We start from the raw sequence: 25,909 nt of genomic DNA, 5'->3' as shown, positions 1-25,909 counted from the left end.
GAATTTATCTCTTTATGATACGGGTTTTGTCTATTTTTTCGTGTATATCCATGATAGCTCTCATCAGGGCTTCCGGACGGGGAGGACACCCGGGTACATATACATCAACCGGAACTACCAGATTGAAACCCGGTACTACCGAATATGAATCCCGGAATAAACCGCCGCTGGTGCCACAGGCACCCATGGCCAGCACCCACTTTGGCTCAGGCATCTGGTCATAAATCCTTCGCAGCCACGGAGCCATTTTCCAGGTAAGTGTACCTGCAACTATCATCAGGTCTGCCTGACGGGGAGAGGCACGGAAAATATCCATACCGAAACGGGCTAAATCCCAGCGGGAAGCAGCCATGCACATCATCTCAATAGCACAACAGGCCAACCCAAACATAACCGGCCAAAGCGAATAATGGCGTGACCAATTAAGCACCTTTTCCACACTAGTAATAAAAACCCCCGGAGGCGGTTCGTCGCCGCTCAACCAGTCAGCCGGGTCAGGATAAGGCGATGTATGTCCTGTGCGAAAGCTTTGAATTACCCCGCCTTCCTGCTGGTCAATTTCATCCAGAGTAAGCAGGCTTAGCGGTTTATCAGAGTTTAATTCCATTCCAAAGCTCCCTTCTTCCATGCATACAGGTAGCCCGCCAAGACTATAAGCAAAAAGATAAATACTATTCCAAAAGCGTAAAATCCCAAAGAACCAATTTGAGTTGCCCAGGGGAAAAGAAAGACTAGCAATACATCAAAAGCTATAAGCAAGAGTGCATAGTAGTAATAACGGAAATTGAACTGAACCCAGGTACGGCCGTGAGTCTCCACGCCGCACTCGTAAGCGGCATTTTTAACTTTATCAGGCTTGTTAGGTATAATGCCTATTTTTTGCAGGAGAACCGGCAGTCCTAATACTACCGCTGTGAAAAGTATTGCAGCTACAAGGAATAGTGCAATATAGCCGTAATCAATCAGCATAATTCCTCCCCTGAAATACTTTTTACTACTATAGCATTAGTCCCCTTTCCGAGTAAAGTTTAATTATGAAGTAATGGTATTGCAAAATAGTATATATAAGTGTTAAAAGTTCTATAAAAGACTAAAATTAATAATAAAGTCTAATACTAAAGTATTAGAACTTATCTAGCCGATACCGGGATAATATGTAAAAAAAGTATGGGCGGGTTGTACATCCGTATCACCCGCCCATACTAAAAATCTATATAAAACGATGTAGGTTTCTAGTGATGTATTCAGAACTGATTTTGCTTGGTTTGTTGGTATGCAAGCAGTTTTTGCAATCTTTCCGGATTGCTGCTTTTTAGCATGGCTTCTTCAAGCGAAACCATATTTTGGCGTACCAGGTTTGCCAAAGATTGGTCAAGTGTCTGCATACCGTCTTTGGAGCTTAACTGCATTACATTGTGAAGTTCATGGGCTTTTTTATCACGTATCAGGTTGCGTACGGCAGTATTTGCCACCATTATTTCAAAAGCAGCTACCCGCCCTTTACCTTCCAGTTTGGGTAACAGGGTTTGCACCAGCACTGCCTCAATAACCAGAGACAGCTGCATGCGTATCTGCTGCTGGTCAGGAGGGAATATATCTATCAGACGGTCTATAGTCTGAGGGGCATCTGTGGTATGAAGAGTACCCACTACTAGGTGGCCTGTTTCAGCGGCACTGATGGCGGTAGAAATAGTCTCCAGGTCACGCATTTCACCCACCAAAATCACATCAGGGTCATGACGAAGGGCATGTTTCAAAGCAGTGGAAAAAGACTTGGTATCGTCACCCAAATCTCTCTGGGCAATAATGCAGCGGTTATTTGTGTACAGGTATTCAATAGGGTCTTCGATAGTAATAACGTTGCGTGAATCTGTATTGTTCAGGTGGTCAACCATTGCGGCCATGGTGGTGGATTTACCGCTTCCGGTAGGGCCGGTTACCAGTATAAGCCCGCGCGGTTTCAGAATAAGCTCTTTGCAGATTTTTGGTACGCCCAGTTCATCTATGCTTCGTATCTGAAAAGGTACTTGGCGGAAGGCAATGCTGATAGAACCGCGTTGTCTCATCACATTTACCCTGAAACGGGCCACTCCGGCTACGCTATAGGCAAAGTCCAGCTCTTTTTCCGCATAAAATATTTCACGCTGTTCGGGCGTGGTTATCTCTTCTAGTATCTGCTCAATCGCCTTGTTGTATAAAACCGGCCAGTCTGTCTGAGGCTTAAGTGCACCATCTATCCTGAGTACGGGAGGGTTTGGCACCCGGAGATGCAAATCCGAGGCTTTTTTGTCTACCGCTATTTTCAATAATTCGTCAGCGCGCATTTGTCTTCCTTTTAAACAGGTATGATATCATACTATAGTATAAGTTAGTTTTAGTAAGTTAAATCCCCCAAAAGTACTACTTCGTTTTATTATATTATAACTATATTACCACTGCAGCAGATATATTTGTTTGAAGACTACTATTGTAAGTGATATAGTTATCTAAATTTTAGCTTGAAGACGTACCTGTTTCAGGCTTTGTTTCAGGCGAGGGCTGAGATGCAAAAAACGCTGGAGGAAATAAACCAGAGAGTTAAAGAAGGCAAAGCTGTTGTCCTTACGGCCGAAGAAATTGTAGGTTATGCCAAAGAAAAAGGGCTGAAAACTACCTTCAAAGAGGTTGATGTGGTTACCACCGGCACTTTTGGTCCTATGTGCTCCTCTGGGGTTTATTTTAATATAGGCCATACCAATCCCCGTATGAAACTAGGCGGAGGCCGGGCGTATTTAAATGATGTGCCAGCCTATGCAGCTTTTGCGGCGGCAGATTTGTTTATCGGTGCTAACGCTTTACCGGATGATGATCCCCGAAACCGCATTCACCCGGGTGAGTTCAATTACGGCGGCGGGCACGTGATAGAAGAATTGGTGGCCGGCAAAGATATACGTCTTGAAGCCAGCGCTTATGGAACAGACTGCTATCCCCGCCGGAGACTTTCCAGCTATATAAATATAAAAGACCTTAACGAAGCTGTGCTGTTTAATATGCGTAATGCCTACCAGAACTATAATGTAGCTGTTAATCTTTCTGACAAAACCATCTATACCTATATGGGTGTTTTAAAACCTAATATGGGCAACATAAATTATTGCACTGCCGGTATGCTGTCGCCTCTCCTTAATGACCCTTATTACCGTACGATAGGCATTGGCAGCCGCATATTTTTAGGCGGAGGTGTCGGTTATATCGCATGGCAAGGTACCCAGCATAACCCCGGTGTTCCCCGAACCGATAGCGGTGTACCCAAAGGCGGGGCAGGTACGCTGACCGTTATAGGTGACCTGAAACAAATGGACTCCCGGTATCTTGTTGGTACCAGTATGTTGGGATATGGAGTAACTTTATCTGTAGGTATCGGTGTACCTATACCTATACTCTCCGAAGAGATACTTGAGTCTACGCTTGTTACAGATAATGATATTATCGGTACAGTTATCGATTATTCGTCTGCTTATCCGAATCTGCGTTCCGGTGCGGTTGCCGAAGTTACTTATGCCCAGCTGCGCAGTGGCAGTGTAAGTATAAACGGTAAAAATATACCTACTGCTTCACTTTGCAGCTATTCGCGTGCCAGGGAAATTGCCGGTAAACTAAAAGACTGGATTGAGCAGGGCAGATTTGAAATTACCAGTCCGGTTGCACCTCTGCCGGGAATAGACTCCGGTCTTAAAATACGGCCGTTTAAAGAACGCCCGCTGAGTGACGATAATCATCATCTCCTGTAGGTGGTAACATGAAGACATCTAAAAGAATAGTTTTACGCTTTCCTCAAAGACTGGTAGACCGGCCTATTGTTTACCACCTTATACGGGATTTTGATTTGGCTTTTAATATTCTCAAAGCATCAATAACCCCAGATAAAGAGGGCCTGATGGTGCTGGAGATTACCGGTGAACGTGAGGCGTATGACAAGGGTATTGCCTATCTGAATGAAGCCGGCGTCAAGATAGATTCTTTAAGCCGTGAAGTAACCCGCAACGAAAATCGTTGTACGCACTGCGGAGCGTGTGTGACTATGTGTCCGGTAGATGCTTTCAGCATAGATAGTGAGAGCAGAGAGATTAAGTTTGATGCCAAAAAATGCATAGTTTGCGGCATATGTATTCAATCATGCCCTCCGCGGGCTATGGAATTGCACTTTTAGCGGGATAATATGTATGAACCCCGTACATACCGAAACTGGGTAAATGCCGGACGCCTGCACTCCTTTCAAGTGGTTGAAGAGGAATCGGATTTATTAATACTGGCTGCAACAGAACTTAAAGAAGTAGCATATTTTTTTGTCAGGAAGTACCGTAAGGAAATCACGGATTATATCAAGCGTCATCCTGTCTTTGCTTCCAGTCTCAAACCTGTCAAAATTCATCCTGATTCCAGCCCCATTATACGCGATATGGCTGAAGCTGCAGCTAAAGCAGATGTAGGGCCTATGGCAGCTGTTGCCGGGGCAGTAGCCCAATATGTTGGCAAAGAGCTTTTAGCATATAGTCCGGAGATTCTGGTTGAAAACGGCGGAGATATATTTGTACATACTCTTTCCGCCAGACGGATTGGCATATTTGCCGGCAAATCTCCTTTAAGCGGTACATTGGCATTGGAAATAAGTCCCGAAAATAGGCCCTTAGGGATTTGCACATCATCCGGTACGGTAGGGCATAGTTTTAGTTTCGGCAAGGCTGATGCGGCCATGGTTGTATCAACCTCGGCCATTTTGGCAGATGCTGCTGCCACTGCGGTAGCCAATCTGGTGAAAACCTGTGAGGATATTCCGTCAGCATTGGAATATGGGCAGAAAATAGAGGGAGTACACGGTCTGGTACTTATCAAAGATGACAAAATAGGGATTTGGGGTGATATAAAACTTTGCCCTTTTAAGCCTAATGGCGATGGGGAAGTATCCTAATAACTAAAGATATGGTAAAGTATGTCGGTATATACTTGGATGGGGGCAGCGTATTATTGCACGAGTGTCTTCTCCTATCTTTCAAAATAATACCCGGTTGATAAAGCTGGATAAAGTAAAATAACATCAATGGAGGAATGGGGATGGCACCACGTTTTCTAAAAGGCCAAAGAGTAAAAATACTTTCAGTCCGTTTAGCCAACATGACCTCCAAATACCCTGAAATTGATAAATATGTTTCTGAAACCGGCATAATTATCGAAGATTATTTTGTACGTTATATGGATCCCAAAAATGAAAAACCACCCATAACCAGCTATATGTACTCTATAAAACTGGATACCACCCGACGTTTGATAACTGTAGCCGAAGATGCGCTTGAGATATATCTGGGCTGATTGGCTGGTCTAAGAGGGTTTTTGCCATGCCTGACTTGCAAGATGAATATTTAGCTGGGAGAGCAGCGGAAAATCTGGTAAAACAGCAGCATGCCAAGTTAGTACGCGGTGCCATAATAAAAGCTTTCTTTTCTCCGCGGGTTATTTTGACCTTTGTTCTTATTTTGTTAATAAGTATCAGTGGATTCTTTTTATTCGGAAAATTGCTGGGGTTATTCGAAAACTGAAATTAACCCTTTAAACATACCAATATACAATATTGTCATGTTTCTTTTACATCAGTAAAAATCCAGCAGATTCTTTAAGCAGTATTATGTCTTGAAAAGGGTGTAGCTGTTTATTATGAAACCCTCAAACATGTACTATTTAGCATACTAAATAACGGCGGGCTGAATTGCCGTTTAAATTAATTTTAATATATTATTGTAAGGGGTATAAGCAAAGGTATGGGAATAATTTACCATAATAAGCCGGAAATGAAATCCCCAATAATGCTGGCGGCTTGGCCGGGTATTGGCAACGTGGGTATCGTGACCCTGGCCACTTTGCGTGATCATCTTGGGGCAGGAGTTCTGGCAGATATAGAACCTGAAGAGTTTTTTTACCCTGCCGGAGTAAGTATTAAAAATGGTGTTCAACAGGAACTGCGTTTTCCTTTAAGCCGTTTTTATTATCAGCAGTGGTGTGGTCAGGATGTCATAATATTCATGGGAGACGAACAGCCTGCTGATGGGCAGAACACTTATGCGCAGGGAAGCCGGGCACACCGCATGGCAAACCGTGTATTGGACGTAGCCGAAGAATTGGGCTGTCAGCGTATTATCACCTTTGGCGCAGCAGTCACCATGACTCACCATAAAATCAAACCCAAGGTTTGGACTGTTGCCAACAATAAAAACTTTCTCGGTATGATACAGGAACGTTTGCCTGAGGAACTCAAGAGTAATCTGGCAGGCAAGAATTTTGTAACCAATATTTCCGGCCTCAACGGGCTTTTACTGGGCGTAGCCCAAAAACGAAAGATATCTGCTGCGTGTCTCATGGGCGAAATACCTGATTACCTTTCCCACTTACCGTTGGTTTATCCGCATGCTTCCCGTTCTTCTCTTGAAGCCTTAAGATATGTGATACGTATCAGCGTAGATTTATTCCGGATGGATGAATCGGTTAGAGAAATTGATGAGATGATTGCAGATATGTACTCCCGTTTTCCGGAATTGGTGCGTCAGAAGCTGGATAACCGTTATCATCAAAGCGAAAACCAAGGGATTTCCGATGATGATGAAAAGTGGCTCAAAGAAAATATAAATGAATTTTTCAAGAAAGACCATAACCAGAATGAACATGGAAGTTAAGAAATTGCAGGCAAAATGTCTGATTATTGCCTGGCAAGGTGAATTCGGTTTACTGAGCGAAAGAGTACTGGCGGAGATGGAAAAACAGGATACCGCCTCTGTTGTATTTGAACTGGAGATAGAGAAATATTTCTCACTCAGCGGCATAGCTGTAAGAGAAGATCTGGCAAACTTCCCTGCAGGTACACTGAAATACCTGTCCGGCAGGCAGTTGCTTATATTCAAGGGGAGTATTCCGGAATTTAACCAGTATGATTACATAAGTAAACTTATAAAAGCCGCCGCGGACTATCAGGCAAATGAAATTATCTGTTTGGGCAGTGTAGGTGCCATGATTTCACACACAGCACCTCATCGCCTTATGGCGGTAGTAAATTCAGATATCCATAAATACAGTTTAGAAAATACCGGGGTTGAGTGCAATATGAATTTTGACACCCCGCCCAACCAAAAGGTAGATATAAACTCATTTGTGATTTGGCAGGCCGGTAAATGCGGAATAAATGCCATGAGCCTGTGGCAGGTTTTACCATTCTATCTGCAAACAAGCGGTGATGCTGCAGCTGAGTTACTTCTTCTTGAATTTCTGCGTGATAGATTTGAACTGGAGATAGATTTGGACGAGATAAGTCAGAGGGCGCAATATCAATCTGACCAGATACAAAATCTAAGGCAAACCAATGCGCAGGTGGAAAACGGATTAAGTATGTTGGAAGGCGGGCTTAGTCTGGATAGCGTTGTCCGTAACCAGCTGAGTGACCAGATAAGCCGCCTTTTTGATAACTGTTAATTTAATTATTTAGTGCCATTAGCCTGAGGTGTGTTTCCCGGATCTTCGGCAATACATGAATCAATATCATCACCTTCTGACTGAGCCGGTATTTTATCACGGCGTTCTCTAAGCCAGCGGTGAATTTCATCCAGAACCGGTGGAGCTACGCTGAAGACTTCAATATCCGTGGGAAATTGCATTAAATTGCCTTCGCGGATAAAAAGTACACCGGCCTGATTTTCTTTTATTATTTCACTTATCCGGTTGCGGATAAACTCATATCTGCTCTTTACCGCCTGAATGAATTTTTCGGATACCAGTTTTGATACATTTTGGCTGGTAAAACCTATAAGCATAAATCGTTCCCAGTCCAGACATTCCCTCACCAGTTCATTATCTTCAGTCAGCTCTACAGTTGCGCCCTTTTCTATAAAACGGAGAGCCATTTCTTTGCTTACAGGGCTAAAATTGGTCAATACATCCAGCCCTTCAATCCCGTTTTGGTCTACAGATTCGTGAAATACATAATTGACACTACCGATGCGGCTTTCCAGATGGGCAAGCTGCACCCCAACTTCTTTCCAGTAACGGCTAAGCATAGCTTCATATTCTGGTGGAGCTTCCTTCCAGCCGAGCACCAGCGGCACAACGTAAAGTTTCTTTTTATCCGCATATTTATTGCTTTCGGGTTTTTGTATTTTAGCGATATCTTCAGACATTTTAACCTCCTGATTGTTGGGTATTCATGTATTTTAACAGCAAAATTCTGTCTACGAACCTAATTTTCTATGAAAAACAGGTCATCATAAATCAGTTCCAGTTTTAGTTTGTGTTCCAATTCTTCGGCAGCCAGAAAACGGCACATATCTTTGGCTTCCTGACTTATAAAGGTGGACATAAGATGGGAATAGAACTCTGCAGCTGATTGCTCTTCCTTAATAGCATAAAGAAGTATGTCCTGCAGACCTGATCCTTCCAGTTGTGTACCGCCCTTAATATAGGTATCCAGCTTAAGAGTTTGCAAACGGGGAGTGATAGCCTTCGGTTTAAATTTGCCTTTGACCAGCAAATCTTTAAGTATTTTTAGATGACCTTCTTCGTTCTGTATCAGTGTTTCTAAAAGCTGTATAACCGATGTATCGTCGGTTTTTTGCATGGCAAACTGGTAAAGTGACTGAGAGGCAACTTCTTTGTATATCGCCGCTTCAATCAACTCTTTTAGTTCTTCACTCATTCGGCAAAATCCTTTCCTTCTCCGGGGGATATTTGTGTCAGCTATATCAAATATTGTTTTGCTACAAAACCTATTATAACAGGCAAATCCTTTCCAGGGTAATCAATTTAATAAACACGTTATATATTTATAACATGTTTATTAGCTCAAAGGCCCGCAAAATAATCCCGGCGTAAAAAATATGAGTTTAAAACCGCCAGATGTATATAAAATATAACCTCCGGCAGAGTAAATCTATTTGGTTCTGGTTTCTATAATATATGGCGAAAACGCTTTAATATATTAAGCACATTATCGTCATCTACTTGGGTAAAATAGTAATAATACTGTCCGACTGATTCAAATTTCTTAGGGCACTTTAAGCAGATAACCTCATCCGCTAGATGTTCCAGCCGCCTAAGAGTACTTTCCGGGCCTACCGGGATGGCTGCTATAAGATAGGCAGGGCATTCCTGCCGTACTGATGTTAAAGCTGCTTCAAAGGTAGAACCGGTAGCTATGCCGTCATCGGTTATTATAACCAGGTGATTATTTAGGGGGATACGGGGGATAACTTCCCTGTAAACACGTGCCTGCCGTTTAAGCTCGTCAAGCTGAAATTCAGTCTCTTTATGCACATATTCAAGGGGAATCTCCAGTTGATGGATCAGGTGGTGGTTTAAATATGCCTGGCCATTTTCAGATATTGAACCTATGGCTAGTTCCGGGTTGGATGGGGCACGGAGTTTGCGGGAAAGGACTATATCCAGTCTGGCATCTCTAAGGCGGTCAGCTATTTGGGAAGCAATAACCACCCCGCCGCGGGGTATACCTAGTACAACTGCCTGTTTGCCCTTCAGATTACCAAGTTCAATAGCTAAAAAAGCACCGGCTTCGTACCTGTCCGTAAAAGACGAATGGTCTTGTGATACGATTTTAAGCATATCCCGCCACCCCGCCATAATTATTTTGACTATATAAAATTAGTATTCGATAATAAATTTACCATTTTTATACAATAGCTCACCGTCTACCCATATCTCGCCGCCGTCCCGCAGGTCGCATACCATATCCCAGTGGATAGCAGATTTATTTACACTGCCGGTTTCAGGATAACCTGCGCCGCAGGCCAGATGAAAACTTCCCCCTATTTTTTCATCAAAGAGTATTTGCTTGGTAAATTTTTGGATTCCTTCACTTGTACCTATAGCAAATTCACCCAAATATCTAGCGCCGGAGTCAGTATCCAATGTTTTAAGCAGAAATTCTTCATTGGTTTCGGCAGTTGCTTTCACTACTTTGCCTTTTTTGAACCAAAGACGTATCCCGGTAACTTCACGTCCGGCTTCTATGGCCGGATATGAGAAATATACATGCCCTTCGGCACTATCTTCTACAGGGCCGGTAAATACTTCCCCATCAGGCATATTAAGCTTTCCATCACAACTTATGAACTTGCGTCCCTCAATGCTCAGGTGCAAATCAGTATCTTTGGCTTTGATATGTACCTGTTTTTTACCTTTAAGCCAATCTACTACTTTTTGCTGACGCTTATTCAGATTTTTCCAAAAGGCTACAGGGTCATTCATATCCGGCAGGCAGGCATTGTAAACAAAATCAGTATATTCTTCCAAACTCATCCCTGCATCCTGAGCATATCCGTTAGTGGGATAAATAGCTAAAACCCAGCGGAAATTCCCCTCTGCTGTTCGTCTCATACTGGTTTCCATAAGGTCGGTGCGGGCTTTTTCAAAGGCCACCATTTTTCGGGGATCAACACTGGTCATGGCCTTGGTATTTTCTTCAGCCAGCAGGTGGATAGTGGCATCATAATGTTCCGTAATATATCTCTGTGGGAAATGAACATAGCTTATCTGTTCATCAGAACCATATCTCAGCAGATATTCCAGAAACTCATTTTTAGAAACTTGCATTAATGGATGACCGCCGGCAGCTAGTATTTTCTTGTATACTTCTGCTGCCAGAGGCAATGCACCGCTAAAATAGTTAACGGCAACCTTATCGCCGGGTTTTACCTCGATAGAGTAGTTAACAAGTAAATCGGCCAGTTTTTCAGTACGCGGGTCAACCATGGCAAGCCTCACTTAAGATATATTACGGTTTATTATAGTACCGGAGATTGGCAAATCCAACTGGTACGGCAGGGCATTTACATAAATATATATATACGCAAACGTATTTTTGTAACAGGCCGAGGTAAATTTTTACAAACTAGAAACGGATAATCAGCTGGAATATCCTTATCACTATTCCAGAACGGAGCGGCTGGCGGAAAATGCGCGGCAGCTGAAATATAGACTGAGATATAATTTTGATTTTTAGAGCCAATAAATCCAGTTTATAGGCAGAAATAAATGCCTGCGGTATAGGATTTTCTTTGAGTTTCATTTCTTTAATACCATTTATAAACAGGCTCACTACTATTGCTCTGGCTATTACCGAAACAAGAAAAAGACTTAGCATGTGATAGCCGTTCAGCTGGGGCAAAATACTGACTAAGAAACCTCCCGTAAGTGCCCCTAAAGCAATCCCCAGACTGTTTCCGCCTGTGTAAAGTGCAAAACCCCGCATGCGGTTACGGCGGTTTGAACTTTCAAAAATGTAGTTGGTACCGGATAGCAGAAAACCTGCCCATATTATTCCTGAAAGCGCCTGAACACCTATCAGATAATATATGTTATGGCTGAATATCCAGAGCAAAGGCACAACAGGCACAAAAATACTGCATAATTTAAGTATTTTTACGTTACCACATATATCACAAACCCTTCCCCAAACCTTCATAAATACGAAGTTGGCAACTGAAGCTGAGGAAATTACTATTATATAAGTCAGATAATCAAAGCCAAGTTCACGCAGCATATAAACAGCAAAAAATGGGGCGGCAATATAAGTACTGAAATTTATAAGCGCTGAATAAGATATAAATTTCCCCATGGGGGTTTTATTCAGATCCATTACCAAAGCTTTCATGCTTACGCCATCTTTCACAGGGGCTTTGGCTTGAGGGTCTTCCATTTTATTTAAAAAGAAACTTGAAATAAAACGAGCTAAACTGGCACCGAAAAATATAAGCCCGAAACCTAAAAACAAGGTATCCGTACTTATCTGCAAAAGTAAGCCGCTGGCCAGCGAAAATGCCAGAGTCATTATGCCGGCTATCATGCCGCGATAACCGAAGAAACGCCCCCGAATAGAGCCCGGCACCAAATCAGCCATCAGACTTGACCAGGCAGGATTACCAAGTGAACCAAACATAGTACCCAGTGTGTACCAGAGTATTAGCCACCAAACTCCGAAATCACGGAAAAGCACAGGCATAATAAAAGCAGGTAAAAAGCATACAGCTTGCAATAATACTGCTTTGAACACGAAACTCTTGCGGCTCTGAGCCCTTTCAGAAAGAAATGGGGCAAAGAGCTGTGAGAAAGCAACTGATAAGTTCGGTAAAGCCGACAGTATACCAATTTGAGGTACGGAAGCTTTTAGTGCCAGAGCGAAAGGAGTTACGTAGTCCTGGGTAAGCCCCAGCATTGCTGAATATGCCGCTCCGTCTTTTATGCTATTATCCAAACTCTTGCGAGTGATTGTTTTCATACTAATTACTCAATTTCCCCAACTGAAATATGGCCAAAGTTGATATCAGAAGCACCGGAGGAGTGATGAGCAACCCCAGTTTTGTGTATTCCATGGGCTTTATTGTCAGCCCCCGTTTACGTAAGAGAATAAGCCAAAGCATAGTAGATAATGAGCCCATTATAAGCAGATTAGGCCCCAAATCTGCGCCCAAAATAGCCTGATAGACCAGCCATGCATTGCCGCCACTGATATCAGTTATGACGGATAAACTGGATACTGAAACCATCATCATCGGCCAGTTATTTATAAAATTGGAACCGATAGCTGTGCCGAAAGACGTAATCAACCCGGTTTCCAGTTGGCCACCACTAGCCATAGTTCCGGAAAGCCAGTTACCAAGCGTCGTAGTCAACCCGGCATTTTCCAACCCATTTACCATGAAAGCTAACCCCAGAACAAATGGCAGTATGGACCATGAAACAGAATGTCTGAGATGATTGAAATCCATTTTTTTATAAACTAAGGTTATACCTAACAGTATAAAAGCAGTCACCATAAGCGGAATTGCAAGCGGCCACCCCATAAAGGAAGTTAAAAGACAACCTGCTGCCAGAAAAATTAATGTAAATCGGACCGAGCGTGAATAATTATTTAAGGCAACAGGTTTGTTCTCCATTATTGAAAACCTTGGTGTAAGATCACGCCGGAAAACAAAATAAAATATAGCTATTGTGATTGTAATGGCAAGTAGGCTAGGAATTAGCATAAACGTCAAATATTCACTAAGACTAAGATTAAACTTGTCTACAGCCAATAAATTTACCGGATTGGAAAATGGGAAAATCATTGAGGCTGTATTTGCCACGAAGGCACAAGCAAATACGTATGGTAAAGGTTTTAGCCCATACCGGCTGACAAGCATGAAAACTACCGGGGTAAGGAGCAGGGCAGTGGCATCATTTGACATAAACATAGTGATGATAATACCCAGAGCAAAAACTAAGCCCAACAAACGCCAAGAATTACCCTTGGAAAGTTTTAAAGCTAGATTGGCCGCCGAACTAAAAAAACCGGATAACTCTGCGAAATAACTTACCAGCATAAGACCAAAGAAAAATAATAGAATATTGAGGTTTGCCGAAAATATCTGGCTGATATTAGAAAGGGGAATAATCCCCGTAAAAAGCATAAGAAAGACACCCAAACAAATAGCCCCGGCTTCGTTAAAAGGCCGAGGTTTAAAAACCACCAGCAAAATAGTGGCCACGAATATTAACACAGGCAACCAGAGCATATTCAAAAATAATGCAGGAGAATCACCCTTGATGCGAGAGAGATTCTCCTGCCCTTTACCATCAGTGAATTACCAGTTACTTCTTAACGGGCTTGGCAGCGGGAGCGCCGGGCTTGGCAGCAGGAGCCATGGGTTTTTTGTCAACCATTGTAGTCACCCCCTTTCGTGCACTCTAATGTACCCGATGTGGCAACACTTACGTTGTCAGTTTTAGATATTGCATGCATGAATAAAATAGTTTACAATCAGGATGTTCTGTTATTCATGCATAACTAGTTATGATATCTAAAACATGAATAATTTATCACTAATCAAAGCACTTGTCAAATGGTAAAATTGGACATAAATTTTAGGGGAGTTATGAATGGCGAGCTGGACTTTTCTTACAAACCACGCACTGGTGCTAAGTTTTTTAGCCAGACATTCACGTATTACCGCACGCGAAATTGCTGAAAATATACATATTACCGAGCGGGCTGTAAGAAAAATAATTGCCGATCTTGAAACTGAAGGTTACATAGCCAAGAAAAAAGAGGGACGTGGCATAAAATACCGCATTAACCCTGATTTATCTCTCCGCCATGAATCATATCAGGAAATAATTATAGGTGATTTTCTGGAGGGATTAGGCTGGAAACGCCGCAAAAGGAAATCTAACCTCGAAATTAAATCTATCCCAGCTGAAACCACAACAAAATAGGTGAGATTTGGCTAATAGTGACAAATATTTCAAAAATAACCCCAAAATAGCCGCTTAAAGTTTGTCAAAACCTACCCATCGATGCTAAAATAACGTCTGTTTGTGGGCCGTTAGCTCAGTTGGTAGAGCATCTGACTTTTAATCAGAGGGTCACAGGTTCGAGACCTGTACGGCCTACCACTTACTCCCTCGTGTTTTGCTAACCGTTTTTCGTCAAATATTCAGCCACCATATTACTACAATGCCTATTTTTGCTAACTAAGCATATTTTCTCTATATTTACTGCATTATTGTTTATATTTCGGTGATATACGTTTTATTGTTCCATTTATCCCGGCATATTCATGCATTTATGCGGATAAAAAACCGAAAAATACATATTGTCAATTACATAATTTAAGTGCATAATGTCTATATAATTACAATGATGAGTATAGGCGAAAAAATACGAGAGTTTCGGAAGGCCCGGGGTTGGACGCCTGAATATCTAGGCACCCGTTCAGGGCTTTCAGGACAATATATAAGAAAGCTGGAAAAAGGTGAGAGGCAGAGTATTACTCTAGCAACTGTAAATAAGCTTTCAAATGCTTTTGGTATTGAACCTGCCAAGCTTATTTCTGAAAATGAACCGGTATCCCCAAGACAGATTGAAGATATATTGGCAGAAGTCCAAACTGTTTTTAAAAGACTTGAGACAGTGGAAATCTGTGTACATGGATGCATGCCTGAACGCAAGACTCAACGAGATTTGGCATACAAGAGTTTCCTTATCCCTCGCAGCATAGTTGAAGACCGAAAGAATATTTATGCCCTTCAGGTCGAAGATAATCATCTTGAACATTTTGGGATTTATCAGGGTGAAATGGTGGTAATTCAAGCGGAACATGCTATTGAAGATGGAAATTTATACGCCTGCCAGATAGATCAAGGCGTTTACGGGTACAGCCTTTATTCCACTGAAAAGGGACTGCGACTTTCAAATGGCAATGGTACCAGTCAGCATTTGCCTTTAACTAAGATAAAGGTTTTGGGCAGAATACTTTTAAGCTATAAATGCAAAGTATTTTAAAAACGCCTGCTGTTAACTATGGTTTACATCTTTTATTTATTCAATTTGTGAAATGGCCACCAATTCCAGCGACCAACTATGGTTGCCAGCGATGGCACTAAAATGCCCCGGACAATGACCGTATCCATTATAATACCGATAGCAACAGCAGCCCCCAGCTGATACATGGTAAGTATGGGTGAGGTGAGCATAGCCGCAAATGTTCCTCCCAGTATCAGGCCACAGGCAACAATGACTCCGCCGGTTGAAGAAATGGCATTTTTTACAGCTTCTTTGATGGGTTTATTCTCGGATTCCTCGCGGATACGCGATACCAGGAAAATATTGTAATCTGAGCCAAGTGCCACAATCAAAGTAAATAGTATAATCGGCAGCATGAAGCTTATACCGGCATGCCCCAGCAAATCTTGAAAAAGCCAGGTTATAATGCCCATGGTTGACCCGTAGCTAAGCATGACTGTAAGGAGCAGATATACAGGGGCGACTATGCTTCGCAAAAGAATCAGCAAGACCAGAAAAACCCCTCCCAGGATTATCATTTGGATATTGGTGTAATCTTGTTCAATCATTTCTCTGACGTCTTGGCTAGTGGCGCTAGTACCTTGAACACCATACTCCAAACTTGAAAGTTGCCCATCCGAATTATTTGGTTGAAGTAATGCTTTTATCTCAGAAATAGTATCCATTGCCGCGTTGCTATAGGGAGAATCAGAAAGAGTTAAAAATATGCGTACGCCTGACTGATCTTCCGAATAAAACATATTAACCAGACTATTTAGCTCCGGTGAGGCCTTTATAAGTGTTTGGGATATAAAATACGGGTTGCCGTGAGCAAAAAGTATACTACTTAAAGAGTGCATATTCTGTCTGAATAATTCGATTTCACCCAGCAGTATTTTAGATGTACCGGATAATGAGCTATCTGCGGGCAATGACTGTGGAAATAGGTGATAGACCCCCTGACTGCCTATTACAAACGCCAGATGTTCGGTGGAATAAGCCAGACCATACAGTCCGGAAACAATACTGCCATCGTTATTAGCTTGCGCAATCAGCGCCGCAATATTATCAATTTTTTGCATAGCTTGTTGATAGTCATATAAACCGGCAATAAAGCCATATGACTGGGCACTTTCAGCCAAATAAGCTTTAACGGCAAAAATCATTTCAATTTTGGCAGGATACCCAACTCGTAAAGCATCTGCAGTTTGGCGAATTTGTTCAGTAAGTACATTAAGCTGGGTATCTATCTGAGCGGAATAACGGATATCCAAAAGCATATTTGTTATCTTATCAAGCGATGCCATAGAACTTTGATAGGCGGTTTCTTCTGCCACCCAAGGGAAACTTTGATTAAGCTCCGTGAGATAGGTTTTTATAAACCAAAAACCTGCCAAAGTCTGGTCGGAAACCAGCTCAGCGGGAGTTGTATTTTCTGAAGACCGGTCAGGTATTAAATTAAGTATCTGGTTTGCAGCTAAAAGTGCTGCACCTGAGACGGCAGTACCATCCGGCTGAAGCACTGATTGTACACCATCTACACCTTTTAGGCTTTCCAGACTTGCAGTCAAATCTGACAGTTCATCAAGAATATCAGCCGTACTCAAGCTTCTTCCGTTTCTGTCCGCCAGTACCAGCGTGGTGGGCATCATCTCACCTATATTAAAATGTTCCACAAGTTTATTAAAACCTATAACAGACTCCGCATCCTGTGGGAGTTCACTGATAGTATCAAATGAAAGCCGTTGTTGCGATAGCTGGGTATAGGGTACAAAAAGCAAGCCGATTATCGCCAGAGCTATGGGCAAAGGGTGCTTGGTTGTTATAGTGCCCACCCAACTCCAGAAACGAAATTTGTTGGTAGGGGATAAGGCAGCATGCTTCTCTTTCTGGTTGGCATCAAATTTGCTTGGCCAGAATATTTTGCCGCCAAATATAGATGCCAGTGCGGGAGTAATTGTAATAGCACACAGCAGTGTAATGGCAATAGTTACACTAAGCGAAGGCCCCATAGTTTGAATCATCTGATAGCGGGCAATCGCCATACCCATTAAGCCTACTATAAGAGCTATGGCACTGGCAGAAACAACTGCTCCAATACGTCCCAAAGCTGTTTTCAGCGCATCCCAGCGGTTTTGATCATTATGAAGTTCTTCACGGAAACGTGATATCAAAAATAAACAGTAATCTGTACCTACACCAAAAATCAGCACCACTATAAATATATCCAGCTGTGACCAGATATTTATCCCTGATTCGGCCATATAACCAAGCACACCACGGCTTACCAGATAGGCAATGCCTATCGTTAACAGAGGTACAAGTGAAGCTACCGGTGAGCGGTAGATAATAAGCAGCAAAACCGAAACCAGTATAATAGTAACTATCGTAGTCAGGTCTATACTGTCTGCCAAAGCTGCATACAGGTCATTTAACATACCCGCCTCACCTGATACATATATCTCAAGTCCTATAGGTATATCTGTAAGCCGGGAGTGAATAGCATTGATAATTATTTCAGATTGCTTGTCTTGAGCGGACTGCATCAAGCTGATATTGATTAGCATGGTAGTATTATCCGGGCTGATAAGGCGGCTGGATAGTTGAGGGTTACTGAATACCGAATCTATCTCACCAATGCCATAAGGTGCATCCTCCGAAGACAGCCATTGACTAATAAGATTCGCATAATCCATATCGGTCTGGCTGAGAGTAGATTTGTTAAACATAATCAGGTACATACCGGAAACCGAGGCCATTTCATCTGGGAAGTATTGCTTTAGCAGAGCACTGGCTTTTGTTGAATCTGAATCTGTGGGCATAAAACCGGACTGGTCCAGTTTGCTTACTTCCTGTAAGGATGGGGCGGCAAATGCCATTACAGCAGCTAGGATCACCCAGAAACTGACTACTAAATATTTAAACTTTATGACCCACCCGGCGATGATTTTGAACATATGATTAAATCCTATTAGTATTTTCGATAGCCGCTGATTTGCTGGCAGCTGATTTTTCCAGTATGCAGAAACCGTTGCGTATTACAGACAAACCTTCGTTGTCTACCCCATCCAACAGTTCAGCTATTTTGTCTGTAGTAAACTGCCACAGACTCTCATAATGAGAGATCCCCTTTTCGGTCAAATGGCAGATAACTACACGGCGGTTATCCGGTGGGGTTTCGCGTTCTACAAAGCCTTGCCTGACCAGACGATCTACAATACCCGTAAGGGTAGCCAAACCAATGCAAAGTTTTCTGGATATGACACCCATAGAAAGCGGCCCATTCAAACGCAATAGTAATAGTACTCGTAACTGGGGCATGGTAATTTCTGTTTCCAGCAATCCCTGCGGTACTACCAGTGCTTCAGTATAAAGTTTCTGGATAAGGCCCAGAATATCACTAACCAGGATTGTTTTTGCATTTTCAAAGCAATTTTCCTTAGTCATGTGTGTTCTCTCAATATATATTGGTGACATGAATATTTATTGTTACTACAACTATTTGCTTATCACTAATTATAATTACAAAAAATAATAGCGTCAATATACCTGACAACCAATTTGACTTGGTACACGTATATACATTATTATTTTCGGATTGAACACATTTAGTATTTTCTAATACGAAAGGCCAGTATGAATATAGAGGAAGTCAGCAAGAACAAGAAAATCCTGTTGGATGATATACCGTACAACGTGGATGATGTGGATTTTATGAAGCCGGGCAAAGGAAGCGCTGTGTACAGGATAAAATTCCGCAACCTAATGGACGGCGGTATTCTGGAGCGCACTTTTCATTCCGGGGATAAGCTCAAAGAAGCTGATGTATCTACCTATGATATGCAGTATCTCTATCATGAAAACGGCAATTATATATTTATGAACACTGACACCTTTGAACAGCACTATATGGCTGAAGACCGCATGGGTTCAAGAGGCGTTTTCCTGAAAGATGGCATGGTTATCCCTGTGCAGCTTTTAGGTGATACGCCTATTGAAATCACGCTGCCTAATTTTGTTGAGTTGGAAGTAATTGAAACTTCCATGAGTACAGGCAAGGAAACAGTAACTGCCCAGAATAAACCAGCCAAACTTTCCAATGGCATGGAAATTGGTGTGCCAACATTTATGAAGGCAGGGGATATTATAAAAGTAGATACCCGTACCGGTGCCTATGTTGAAAGAGTAGGCAACAAGAAGTAACTGTAATGTATTCTGATGAGAGGCAGCGGCTGGAAAGACTGAAAGATAACCTGAAACGCCGCATGCAAATCCTGGGTTTAATCCGCAGTTTTTTCAATGAGCAGGGGTTTCTGGAAGTGGAGACCCCTGTTTTTGTTCCCTCAGTTGCGCCGGAACGCTATATAAAACCGATTGAATGCCAAAATGGTTATCTGTCGACCTCACCTGAACTGTATATGAAGCGTATGCTGGCAGCGGGATATACAACCATCTATCAGATAAGCCGCTGTTTCCGGGCTGAAGAAAAAGGCCGCCATCACAACCCTGAATTCAGTATGCTTGAATGGTATAGGGTCGGAACAGATTACCTGCAGATGATAACTGATACCGAGAATCTATTTTATTATATCGCCATGAAGCTTTTTGGCAAACCCATGGTTTCTTATCTGGGGCATAATATTGACCTTACCCCCCCGTGGGAACGCAAAACGGTACATGATGCGTTTAGGGATATCGCAGGCTGGAATCCTATAATTATAGATGATGGAAAGCGTTTTGATGATGACCTGGTGTTAAAGGTTATTCCGTCTTTTCCATCCGAACAGCCTATGGTGCTGATGGATTATCCGGCTAAAATGGCATCTCTGGCCAGGATAAAAGAGACTAAACCGGAAGTAGCCGAACGAGCAGAGTTTTTTATATCCGGCTTGGAAATGGCCAATGCCTATTCAGAGCTGACAGACCCGCTTGAGCAGGCAAGCCGTTTTGCCGAAGAAAAATGGCTGATAGAATCCGAACAGAATAGACGGGTAGTTTCACCTGATAAATTTTTAGAGGCCGTAAAACATTTGCCCGTTTGTGCAGGAAATGCACTGGGTATAGACCGCCTGGTTATGTTTTTCTGTAATACAGACCAAATACAAGACGTAATGCCATTTACCGCAGACACTGCCTGACATATTGACATAATGTTTTTGCTTGTCAAATAATCAACCCCGGTTGTAACAGGGATTGATTATTAAAGAAACTATTTGCCTAGTAGCGGTAGTGATGTACTTCGGTTATCTGGCAAATATGTTCAACCTGAGGTGCAGCATACAACGGATGCTGGATAATGGCATGCTGCAGACATGTCTCAGTACAGGTCCCGCAGTAAATACACTTCAACGGGTCATACTCTATAATGTGTTTTTCCGGTTTAAGCGTAATAGCGCGGGCAGGGCAGACCCGGGCACAATCGTTGCACATATCACAACGCCCGGCATCCCAGGTAATGTTACCGCGTGAACCATCAAATGACTCCCGTTTTTCGTATGGGTAGCGGCGGGTGGGGGGAGTTGAAAACAAATTTTTAAGTATTGTTCCTATCATCCAGGGCATAGCCTTCTCCTAACGCTCCGTGCAGGATATACATGGGTCTATAGATAAGGTAATAACAGGCACATCTGCCAGTTCACACCCCGGCAGCATTACCAATAGGGTAGGGATATTTGCAAAAGTGGGGGTGCGTATTTTGCACCTATCAAGGTGGTTGGTGCCGTTAGCCTTTATATAGTAAGTAAGTTCACCTCGGGGTTGTTCCACCCGGGTGAATATTTCCCCTTCAGGATAGGCATCTGCCTTAACCATTATTTCACCGGCAGGCATCTGATGGAGAGCCGCCAGAGTAAGGTCTATAGATTGATATAATTCACGGGTGCGTACTAAAGTACGGGCATAGCTGTCTCCGGCAGTTTCCACTACCGGTTCAAAGCCCAACTCCTTAAAAGCGGCATACCCGGTGGAACGGACATCAGACGAAACGCCGCTGCCGCGCATGGTAGGGCCGCAAGATCCTAAAGTAACAGCCTGGTCATAGGATAAAATACCTTTGCCTACAGTCCGTTTTTTCAAGGTGGGGTCATTCAGCAGGGTGGGCAGGATAGTTTTATCCATCATCTTTCTAAACTCACCCAGCATATTTTCAGTCTTTTTCAGCATCTCATCATCTATGTCACGGCGTACCCCGCCCACCACACAGGCAGAGGTGATAACCCGGTGTCCGGCAGTCATCTCCAGTATATCCAGGATAATCTCACGGGCGCGCCAGATTTGCATGAACAGACTTTCAAAACCGAGTGCATCCGCCAACAAACCCAGCCAGAGGCTATGGCTGTGAAGACGGGAAAGCTCAGCCCAGGCAGTGCGCAGATAATGCGCCCGCTGGGGAATTTCAATACCGGCCAGTTCCTCTATGCCCTGGCAATAGCAAAGGGCGTGCTGGATTGAACAGATGCCGCAGATACGTTCTACCAGAAATATATTCTGCCGCAGGGTATTTATCTCACAGGCCTTTTCTACCCCGCGGTGTACATAACCGATAACAGGCGTAACTCCGACTACCGTTTCGTCTTCGCATTCCAGTTTAAGCTGTACCGGCTCAGGGAATACCGGATGCTGTGGCCCGAAGGGTATTACTGTGCGTGCCATTTATTCCTCCAAATCACAGCGCCAGCAGCGTTTGCCTTCGGCGGCGGCAACTTCACGGCTATAGCCGGCAATTTCTTCATTTCGCTCTTTGGCTTGCTTAATATCATATTTAACACTCAAAGGTTTGCTCTTGGGTAAAATACGTTCAAGGAAAATATCACGGGATACCGGCTCGTGGGCTACAATATTTTCGTATACCCACTTGCCGTCACTGCCCAGATATTTGTCTATACTGGCGGCCGCTTTTTTACCGGAGGCAACGGCATGAATAACAGATGTAGGCCCGTTTACGGCGTCTCCGCAGGCAAAAACACCCTCCTGCGAAGTACTAAGCGTATCATCGTCAACCTTAAGCACATTGCTGCCGTTTATATTTTCAACTGCCAGCCCGAATTTTTTAAATACGTCTGTAGCTCCGCTGAAAGCGGCTATTATGTTGGAGCGGCGTACTCCCTGATTGGCACCCAGCGCCAGCAAAGTGGCATCAAACCCCATTTCTTTGAGGCTACTCAGCGAATTTACGGCTGTACCCAGCTTGAACTCAACACCCAGTTTGGCAACGTTTTCAATTTCGGCATCCAGTATCTGGCGGGGCAGTGCATATTCAGGTATGCCTACCCGCATATAGCCGCCGGCTTTCGGCAAAACCTCAAACACAGTTACTTTATGCCCTTTTTTAGCCAGAAAATAAGCTGCTGCCAAGCCAGCCGGACCAGAGCCAACCACGGCCACTTTTTTGCCGGTGGGTTTGGCGGTGATGGTATCTGTATAATGGCCGTATTCATAGGCCGCCCGTTTAAGCTGTTTGATGCTTATAGATTCTCCGCACTTGCCTTGGCGGCAGGCAGATTCACAGGGGGCCAGGCAAACCCGCCCCAATATTCCTGGGAAGGGCATGGCCTGTTTGATTACAGCCAAGGCCGCATCATAATTCCCTTCGCCGCAAAGGCGGACATAACGGGATACATCTATGCCGGCGGGGCAGGCCTTTTGGCAGGGGGCAGTCAGGCGTTCTACCGGAATAAGCTTGTAATCAGGGGCTTTTATCATATAGCTTTTGGGGGTTTCTTTGGTGACCAGAAACCCGCCGCTGAAATCTATGGCAATTTTGCTGAGTTTGAGCTGGTAAAGCTCCTGCATTTCGTTTTCAATAAGCGAAGCACATAGATATATGTTTGAAATACTGGAAACAGTTTCATTTTTATCTATTTTTAACCGAAGATGCTTCATCCTAAGGCCATTTTCCAGATTGTAGTGGTAAATGACTTCAAATTCATCACCTAAGTCTATACAGGAAGCCGTACAGAATATTGCCCCTTCGTCATAGAGCTTTTGGGTTTGGTCAAGCAGTTCTTCGGTTTTTATATATTCAGCATTTTCTAACATAACTATTCCTCAGTCCCGAAAGTGAGAGCTTTGGCCATTTCAAAATTAGCCCGGATAAAGTTTGTGGGACAAATATCAAAACATTGCTGGCACTTTTCACATTCACGGTTGGCAATTTCAGGTACAAACGTTACTTCACGCTGAGTACCCCGGCTGATAAAGCACAAAGCATTGGCCTTTTTAACCTCGGCACAGTAGCGCACGCATAAGCCGCAGAGTATACAAAAAGAAGCATCATGACTGAAGCGGGCGGTATCCGCACCATATTCTTCAGCCAGGTCTCGTATGGGTTTTGAAGCGGGGGCTTTAGTAAGCAGCAACTCTATAAGTACCTTGCGGATATGGCGTATTTTTTCGGTATTGGTATTTACTACCAGACCGTTTGATGCCGGATAAACACACGAAGCTACCACCTTGGAGCGCGAGCCTGTTACTACCTCCACGCTGCATACACGGCATCCGCCGTATGGTTCAAGCTGCTCATGAAAGCAAAGCGAAGGTATATGAATACCAGTTGCGGCCGCTGCCTGAAAAACAGTTTGCCCGTTTTGAGCAGTAATTTCCCTGCCATCTATGGTAAGCTTGATTTCTTCCATTATTCTGCCTTCCGGTTCAAAGGAATAGGTTCAGACGGTACATTTTGTGGGACAGGTATGCCGGATATTTTCCTGACCGCATCAAATTTGGCCGGGCAGGTATCCAGACAGGCACCGCATTTGATGCATTTATCCTGTTCTATAGTATGAATAAGCCCTTTGCCGCCCTTGATGGCATCAGTGGGGCAGTTTCGGGCGCAAATCATGCAGGCTTTGCATTTGTCAGGGTCAATATAGAAAGTAAGCAAGGCTTTGCAGACACCGGCTTCGCAGTGTTTGTTTTTAATGTGGTCAATGTATTCATGGCGGAAATATTTAAGGGTGGTCAGCAAAGGATTGGGGGCTTGCTGTCCCAAAGCGCACAGGCAGGCTTCACTCATCACCCCGCTCAGGTCTTCCAGAGTGTCCATATCTGCCATAGTGCCTTTGCCTTCGGTAATACGGGTAAGTATATCTACCAGCTGGCGGAGTCCTTCGCGGCAGGGCAGGCATTTTCCGCAGGATTCGTCTGAAAGAAAGTTTATAAAATAGCGGGCAATATCTACCATGCAGGTTTCTTCGTCCATTATGATAAGCCCGCCTGAACCTACCATAGAACCCAGTTTACTCAGCACATCATAATCAACAGGCGAATCCAGCAGGTTTTCGGGTATGCAGCCGCCTGACGGACCGCCTGTCTGTACAGCTTTTATTTTTTTACCGTCACGCAGACCGCCGCCTATTTTAAATATAATGTCCCGGAGGGTAGTACCCATAGGCACTTCTACCAATCCGGTATTGTTAACCTTGCCAACCAAAGCAAATATTTTGGTGCCTTTGCTGCCTTCGGTACCGATAGACCTGAACCACTCCGCCCCTTTGTTTATAATATGGGGGACATTAGCCCAGGTTTCCACGTTATTTAGATTTGAGGGTTTATCCCAGAGCCCCTTGATAGCAGTGCGGATATATTTGGGGCGGGGTTCACCGACCCGTCCTTCAATGGCAGTCATTAGGGCCGAAGATTCGCCGGAAACAAAAGCGCCTGCACCTTCGTGGACTTTGACAATAAAATCAAAGCCGGAGCCAAGTATATTTTTACCAAGCAGACCATACTCCTCTGCCTGCCTTATGGCAGCATACAGGTTTTCCACCGCCAGAGGATATTCAGCACGGACATATATATAACCTTCTTTTGCACCGATTGCAAAAGCCCCGATAGCTAGACCTTCCAATACACAGTGGGGATTCCCCTCCATGATGGAACGGTCCATAAATGCCCCCGGATCACCTTCGTCACAGTTAACTAGTACATATTTGACAAGGTCTGCGGCATCACGGGTAGTTCGCCACTTTTTACCGGCCGGGAAACCGCCGCCACCGCGCCCCCGCAGGTTAGCTTTGTCCACTTCGTCCAGTACTGATTCAGGGGTCATGTGGAAAAGAGTTTTAACCAGGGCGGAATAACCGCCCCGCTGGATATAATCCTCTATATTCTGGGGGTTTATATGCTCGTTATCGCCCAGTACAGTCCGTTCCTGATATTTGTAAAAGGGGATATCCTGATGATAAACCAGCCTTTCGCCGCTGGCAGGGTCTTTGTAAAGCAAATGGTCTACCAGTTCGCCGGTTTTTATTGTTTTAGCAACAACGTCTGCGGCGTCTTCAGGTTTTACATGGAAATAGCAGATATTTTGGGGATAGATAACAACTACCGAACCTTTTTCACAAAAACCATGGCAGCCGGTCTCTTTAATATCAACTGAACTTTCCAGGCCCTGTTTGGCAAGCTCAGCCCGGAAAGCATCTACCAGTTTAACCGAACCCAATGCCCGACAACCGGTGCCGCAACATATCGTTATGCAGAGACGGTTGGCAGACTGTTTTTCAACCAGTTTTTTTCGCAGTATTTCCAGCTCAGCCGGAGTATTTAGCCTTGGCATCATAT

The 25,909-nt window shown here is 43.7% G+C and carries 26 protein-coding genes and 1 tRNA gene; 11 read left to right on the top strand and 16 right to left on the bottom strand.

Annotation, left to right across the window (positions count from 1 at the left end; translation table 11 throughout):
- Window positions 1-4 precede the first annotated feature (4 nt).
- From ASJ33_RS04690 to ASJ33_RS04680, 3 genes are all read right to left on the bottom strand, one after another.
- Window positions 5-607 (bottom strand): NADH-quinone oxidoreductase subunit B, encoded by a 603-nt coding sequence (locus tag ASJ33_RS04690; protein WP_052465194.1) that lies wholly within the window; start codon window positions 605-607, stop codon window positions 5-7.
- Window positions 598-969 carry an NADH-quinone oxidoreductase subunit A gene (locus ASJ33_RS04685; RefSeq protein ID WP_023652347.1) on the bottom strand — a complete coding sequence of 124 codons (372 nt, stop codon included), beginning with the start codon at window positions 967-969 and terminating at the stop codon, window positions 598-600. The genes ASJ33_RS04690 and ASJ33_RS04685 overlap by 10 nt, the downstream gene beginning before the upstream one ends.
- Window positions 970-1,244: 275 nt before the next feature.
- The gene (locus tag ASJ33_RS04680) at window positions 1,245-2,324 is read right to left on the bottom strand and encodes a type IV pilus twitching motility protein PilT (RefSeq protein ID WP_072555672.1); all 1,080 of its coding nucleotides are present in this window, start codon (window positions 2,322-2,324) and stop codon (window positions 1,245-1,247) included.
- Between the two features lie 219 nt (window positions 2,325-2,543).
- Here ASJ33_RS04680 and ASJ33_RS04675 point away from each other — a divergent pair, with 219 nt between their 5' ends.
- The 6 genes from ASJ33_RS04675 (at window position 2,544) to ASJ33_RS04645 (ending at window position 7,491) form a co-directional block, all read left to right on the top strand.
- A complete protein-coding gene (locus ASJ33_RS04675; RefSeq protein WP_023652345.1) occupies window positions 2,544-3,770 on the top strand; it encodes a homocysteine biosynthesis protein in 1,227 nt (408 codons plus the stop codon).
- Window positions 3,771-3,778: 8 nt separating this feature from the next.
- A complete protein-coding gene (locus ASJ33_RS04670; RefSeq protein WP_012882077.1) occupies window positions 3,779-4,189 on the top strand; it encodes an NIL domain-containing protein in 411 nt (136 codons plus the stop codon).
- A 9-nt stretch (window positions 4,190-4,198) separates the two neighbouring features.
- A complete protein-coding gene (locus ASJ33_RS04665; RefSeq protein WP_023652344.1) occupies window positions 4,199-4,948 on the top strand; it encodes a UPF0280 family protein in 750 nt (249 codons plus the stop codon).
- 143 nt (window positions 4,949-5,091) lie between these two features.
- Entirely contained in the window at window positions 5,092-5,346 is a 255-nt protein-coding gene (locus tag ASJ33_RS04660) for a hypothetical protein (RefSeq protein WP_010936622.1), read from the top strand.
- Window positions 5,347-5,822: 476 nt separating this feature from the next.
- The gene (locus ASJ33_RS04650) at window positions 5,823-6,701 is read left to right on the top strand and encodes a PAC2 family protein (RefSeq protein ID WP_236886575.1); all 879 of its coding nucleotides are present in this window, start codon (window positions 5,823-5,825) and stop codon (window positions 6,699-6,701) included.
- Entirely contained in the window at window positions 6,691-7,491 is an 801-nt protein-coding gene (locus tag ASJ33_RS04645; RefSeq protein WP_236886574.1) for a PAC2 family protein, read from the top strand. Before ASJ33_RS04650 ends, ASJ33_RS04645 begins: the two co-directional genes overlap by 11 nt.
- A gap of 5 nt (window positions 7,492-7,496) precedes the next feature.
- On the opposite strand, the gene ASJ33_RS04640 is transcribed toward ASJ33_RS04645, so the two are convergent.
- From ASJ33_RS04640 to ASJ33_RS04615, 6 genes are all read right to left on the bottom strand, one after another.
- Entirely contained in the window at window positions 7,497-8,192 is a 696-nt protein-coding gene (locus ASJ33_RS04640) for a hypothetical protein (protein ID WP_041330914.1), read from the bottom strand.
- 59 nt (window positions 8,193-8,251) lie between these two features.
- Window positions 8,252-8,707, bottom strand: coding sequence for a rubrerythrin (locus ASJ33_RS04635; RefSeq protein WP_052465193.1), 456 nt, complete (start codon window positions 8,705-8,707; stop codon window positions 8,252-8,254).
- A 251-nt stretch (window positions 8,708-8,958) separates the two neighbouring features.
- Window positions 8,959-9,630 (bottom strand): phosphoribosyltransferase, encoded by a 672-nt coding sequence (locus ASJ33_RS04630; protein WP_041330911.1) that lies wholly within the window; start codon window positions 9,628-9,630, stop codon window positions 8,959-8,961.
- A gap of 39 nt (window positions 9,631-9,669) precedes the next feature.
- The gene (locus ASJ33_RS04625; protein ID WP_023652337.1) at window positions 9,670-10,779 is read right to left on the bottom strand and encodes an aminopeptidase; all 1,110 of its coding nucleotides are present in this window, start codon (window positions 10,777-10,779) and stop codon (window positions 9,670-9,672) included.
- A 139-nt stretch (window positions 10,780-10,918) separates the two neighbouring features.
- Complete coding sequence (locus ASJ33_RS04620) at window positions 10,919-12,304, bottom strand: MFS transporter (protein WP_023652336.1); 1,386 nt, start codon at window positions 12,302-12,304, stop codon at window positions 10,919-10,921.
- 1 nt (window position 12,305) lies between these two features.
- Entirely contained in the window at window positions 12,306-13,580 is a 1,275-nt protein-coding gene (locus ASJ33_RS04615) for an ArsB/NhaD family transporter (RefSeq protein WP_023652335.1), read from the bottom strand.
- 364 nt (window positions 13,581-13,944) lie between these two features.
- Here ASJ33_RS04615 and ASJ33_RS04610 point away from each other — a divergent pair, with 364 nt between their 5' ends.
- The 3 genes from ASJ33_RS04610 to ASJ33_RS04600 all read left to right on the top strand — a co-directional run bounded on the left by ASJ33_RS04610 (window position 13,945) and on the right by ASJ33_RS04600 (window position 15,349).
- Window positions 13,945-14,280, top strand: coding sequence for a helix-turn-helix transcriptional regulator (locus ASJ33_RS04610; protein WP_023652334.1), 336 nt, complete (start codon window positions 13,945-13,947; stop codon window positions 14,278-14,280).
- Window positions 14,281-14,384: 104 nt separating this feature from the next.
- Window positions 14,385-14,460, top strand: a tRNA-Lys gene (locus ASJ33_RS04605).
- Between the two features lie 244 nt (window positions 14,461-14,704).
- A complete protein-coding gene (locus ASJ33_RS04600; protein ID WP_041330909.1) occupies window positions 14,705-15,349 on the top strand; it encodes a LexA family transcriptional regulator in 645 nt (214 codons plus the stop codon).
- A 32-nt stretch (window positions 15,350-15,381) separates the two neighbouring features.
- Here the strand turns inward: ASJ33_RS04600 and ASJ33_RS04595 are convergent, their stop codons facing one another.
- Both ASJ33_RS04595 and ASJ33_RS04590 read right to left on the bottom strand, forming a co-directional pair.
- Window positions 15,382-18,306 (bottom strand): MMPL family transporter, encoded by a 2,925-nt coding sequence (locus ASJ33_RS04595; protein WP_041330908.1) that lies wholly within the window; start codon window positions 18,304-18,306, stop codon window positions 15,382-15,384.
- Window positions 18,307-18,310: 4 nt separating this feature from the next.
- Window positions 18,311-18,796: a MarR family winged helix-turn-helix transcriptional regulator gene (locus ASJ33_RS04590; protein ID WP_023652331.1), complete on the bottom strand. Its 486-nt coding sequence runs from the start codon at window positions 18,794-18,796 to the stop codon at window positions 18,311-18,313.
- Between the two features lie 189 nt (window positions 18,797-18,985).
- Between ASJ33_RS04590 and efp the strand changes: the two genes are divergently transcribed.
- The gene (gene efp / locus ASJ33_RS04585; protein WP_012882061.1) at window positions 18,986-19,552 is read left to right on the top strand and encodes an elongation factor P; all 567 of its coding nucleotides are present in this window, start codon (window positions 18,986-18,988) and stop codon (window positions 19,550-19,552) included.
- A gap of 5 nt (window positions 19,553-19,557) precedes the next feature.
- Window positions 19,558-20,487, top strand: coding sequence for an EF-P lysine aminoacylase EpmA (gene epmA, locus ASJ33_RS04580; RefSeq protein ID WP_023652330.1), 930 nt, complete (start codon window positions 19,558-19,560; stop codon window positions 20,485-20,487).
- Window positions 20,488-20,566: 79 nt separating this feature from the next.
- Here the strand turns inward: epmA and ASJ33_RS04575 are convergent, their stop codons facing one another.
- From ASJ33_RS04575 to ASJ33_RS04555, 5 genes are read right to left on the bottom strand one after another with little or no spacing between them, the layout of a single operon-like run.
- Window positions 20,567-20,911, bottom strand: a complete 345-nt coding sequence (locus tag ASJ33_RS04575; protein WP_041330905.1) for a 4Fe-4S binding protein — start codon at window positions 20,909-20,911, stop codon at window positions 20,567-20,569.
- A gap of 9 nt (window positions 20,912-20,920) precedes the next feature.
- Window positions 20,921-22,000 carry a nickel-dependent hydrogenase large subunit gene (locus ASJ33_RS04570; protein WP_041330903.1) on the bottom strand — a complete coding sequence of 360 codons (1,080 nt, stop codon included), beginning with the start codon at window positions 21,998-22,000 and terminating at the stop codon, window positions 20,921-20,923.
- Entirely contained in the window at window positions 22,001-23,386 is a 1,386-nt protein-coding gene (locus tag ASJ33_RS04565) for an FAD-dependent oxidoreductase (protein ID WP_041330902.1), read from the bottom strand.
- A gap of 2 nt (window positions 23,387-23,388) precedes the next feature.
- Window positions 23,389-23,982 carry a 2Fe-2S iron-sulfur cluster-binding protein gene (locus tag ASJ33_RS04560; protein ID WP_041330901.1) on the bottom strand — a complete coding sequence of 198 codons (594 nt, stop codon included), beginning with the start codon at window positions 23,980-23,982 and terminating at the stop codon, window positions 23,389-23,391.
- Window positions 23,982-25,904 carry an NADH-ubiquinone oxidoreductase-F iron-sulfur binding region domain-containing protein gene (locus ASJ33_RS04555; RefSeq protein ID WP_041330897.1) on the bottom strand — a complete coding sequence of 641 codons (1,923 nt, stop codon included), beginning with the start codon at window positions 25,902-25,904 and terminating at the stop codon, window positions 23,982-23,984. The genes ASJ33_RS04560 and ASJ33_RS04555 overlap by 1 nt, the downstream gene beginning before the upstream one ends.
- Window positions 25,905-25,909 lie beyond the last annotated feature (5 nt).

It is taken from the genome of Dehalococcoides mccartyi (assembly GCF_001889305.1).
Classification (GTDB): domain Bacteria; phylum Chloroflexota; class Dehalococcoidia; order Dehalococcoidales; family Dehalococcoidaceae; genus Dehalococcoides; species Dehalococcoides mccartyi_A.
The sequence above is the reverse complement of the archived record's forward strand: the minus strand, read 5'-3'. Positions and strand labels throughout refer to the sequence as shown.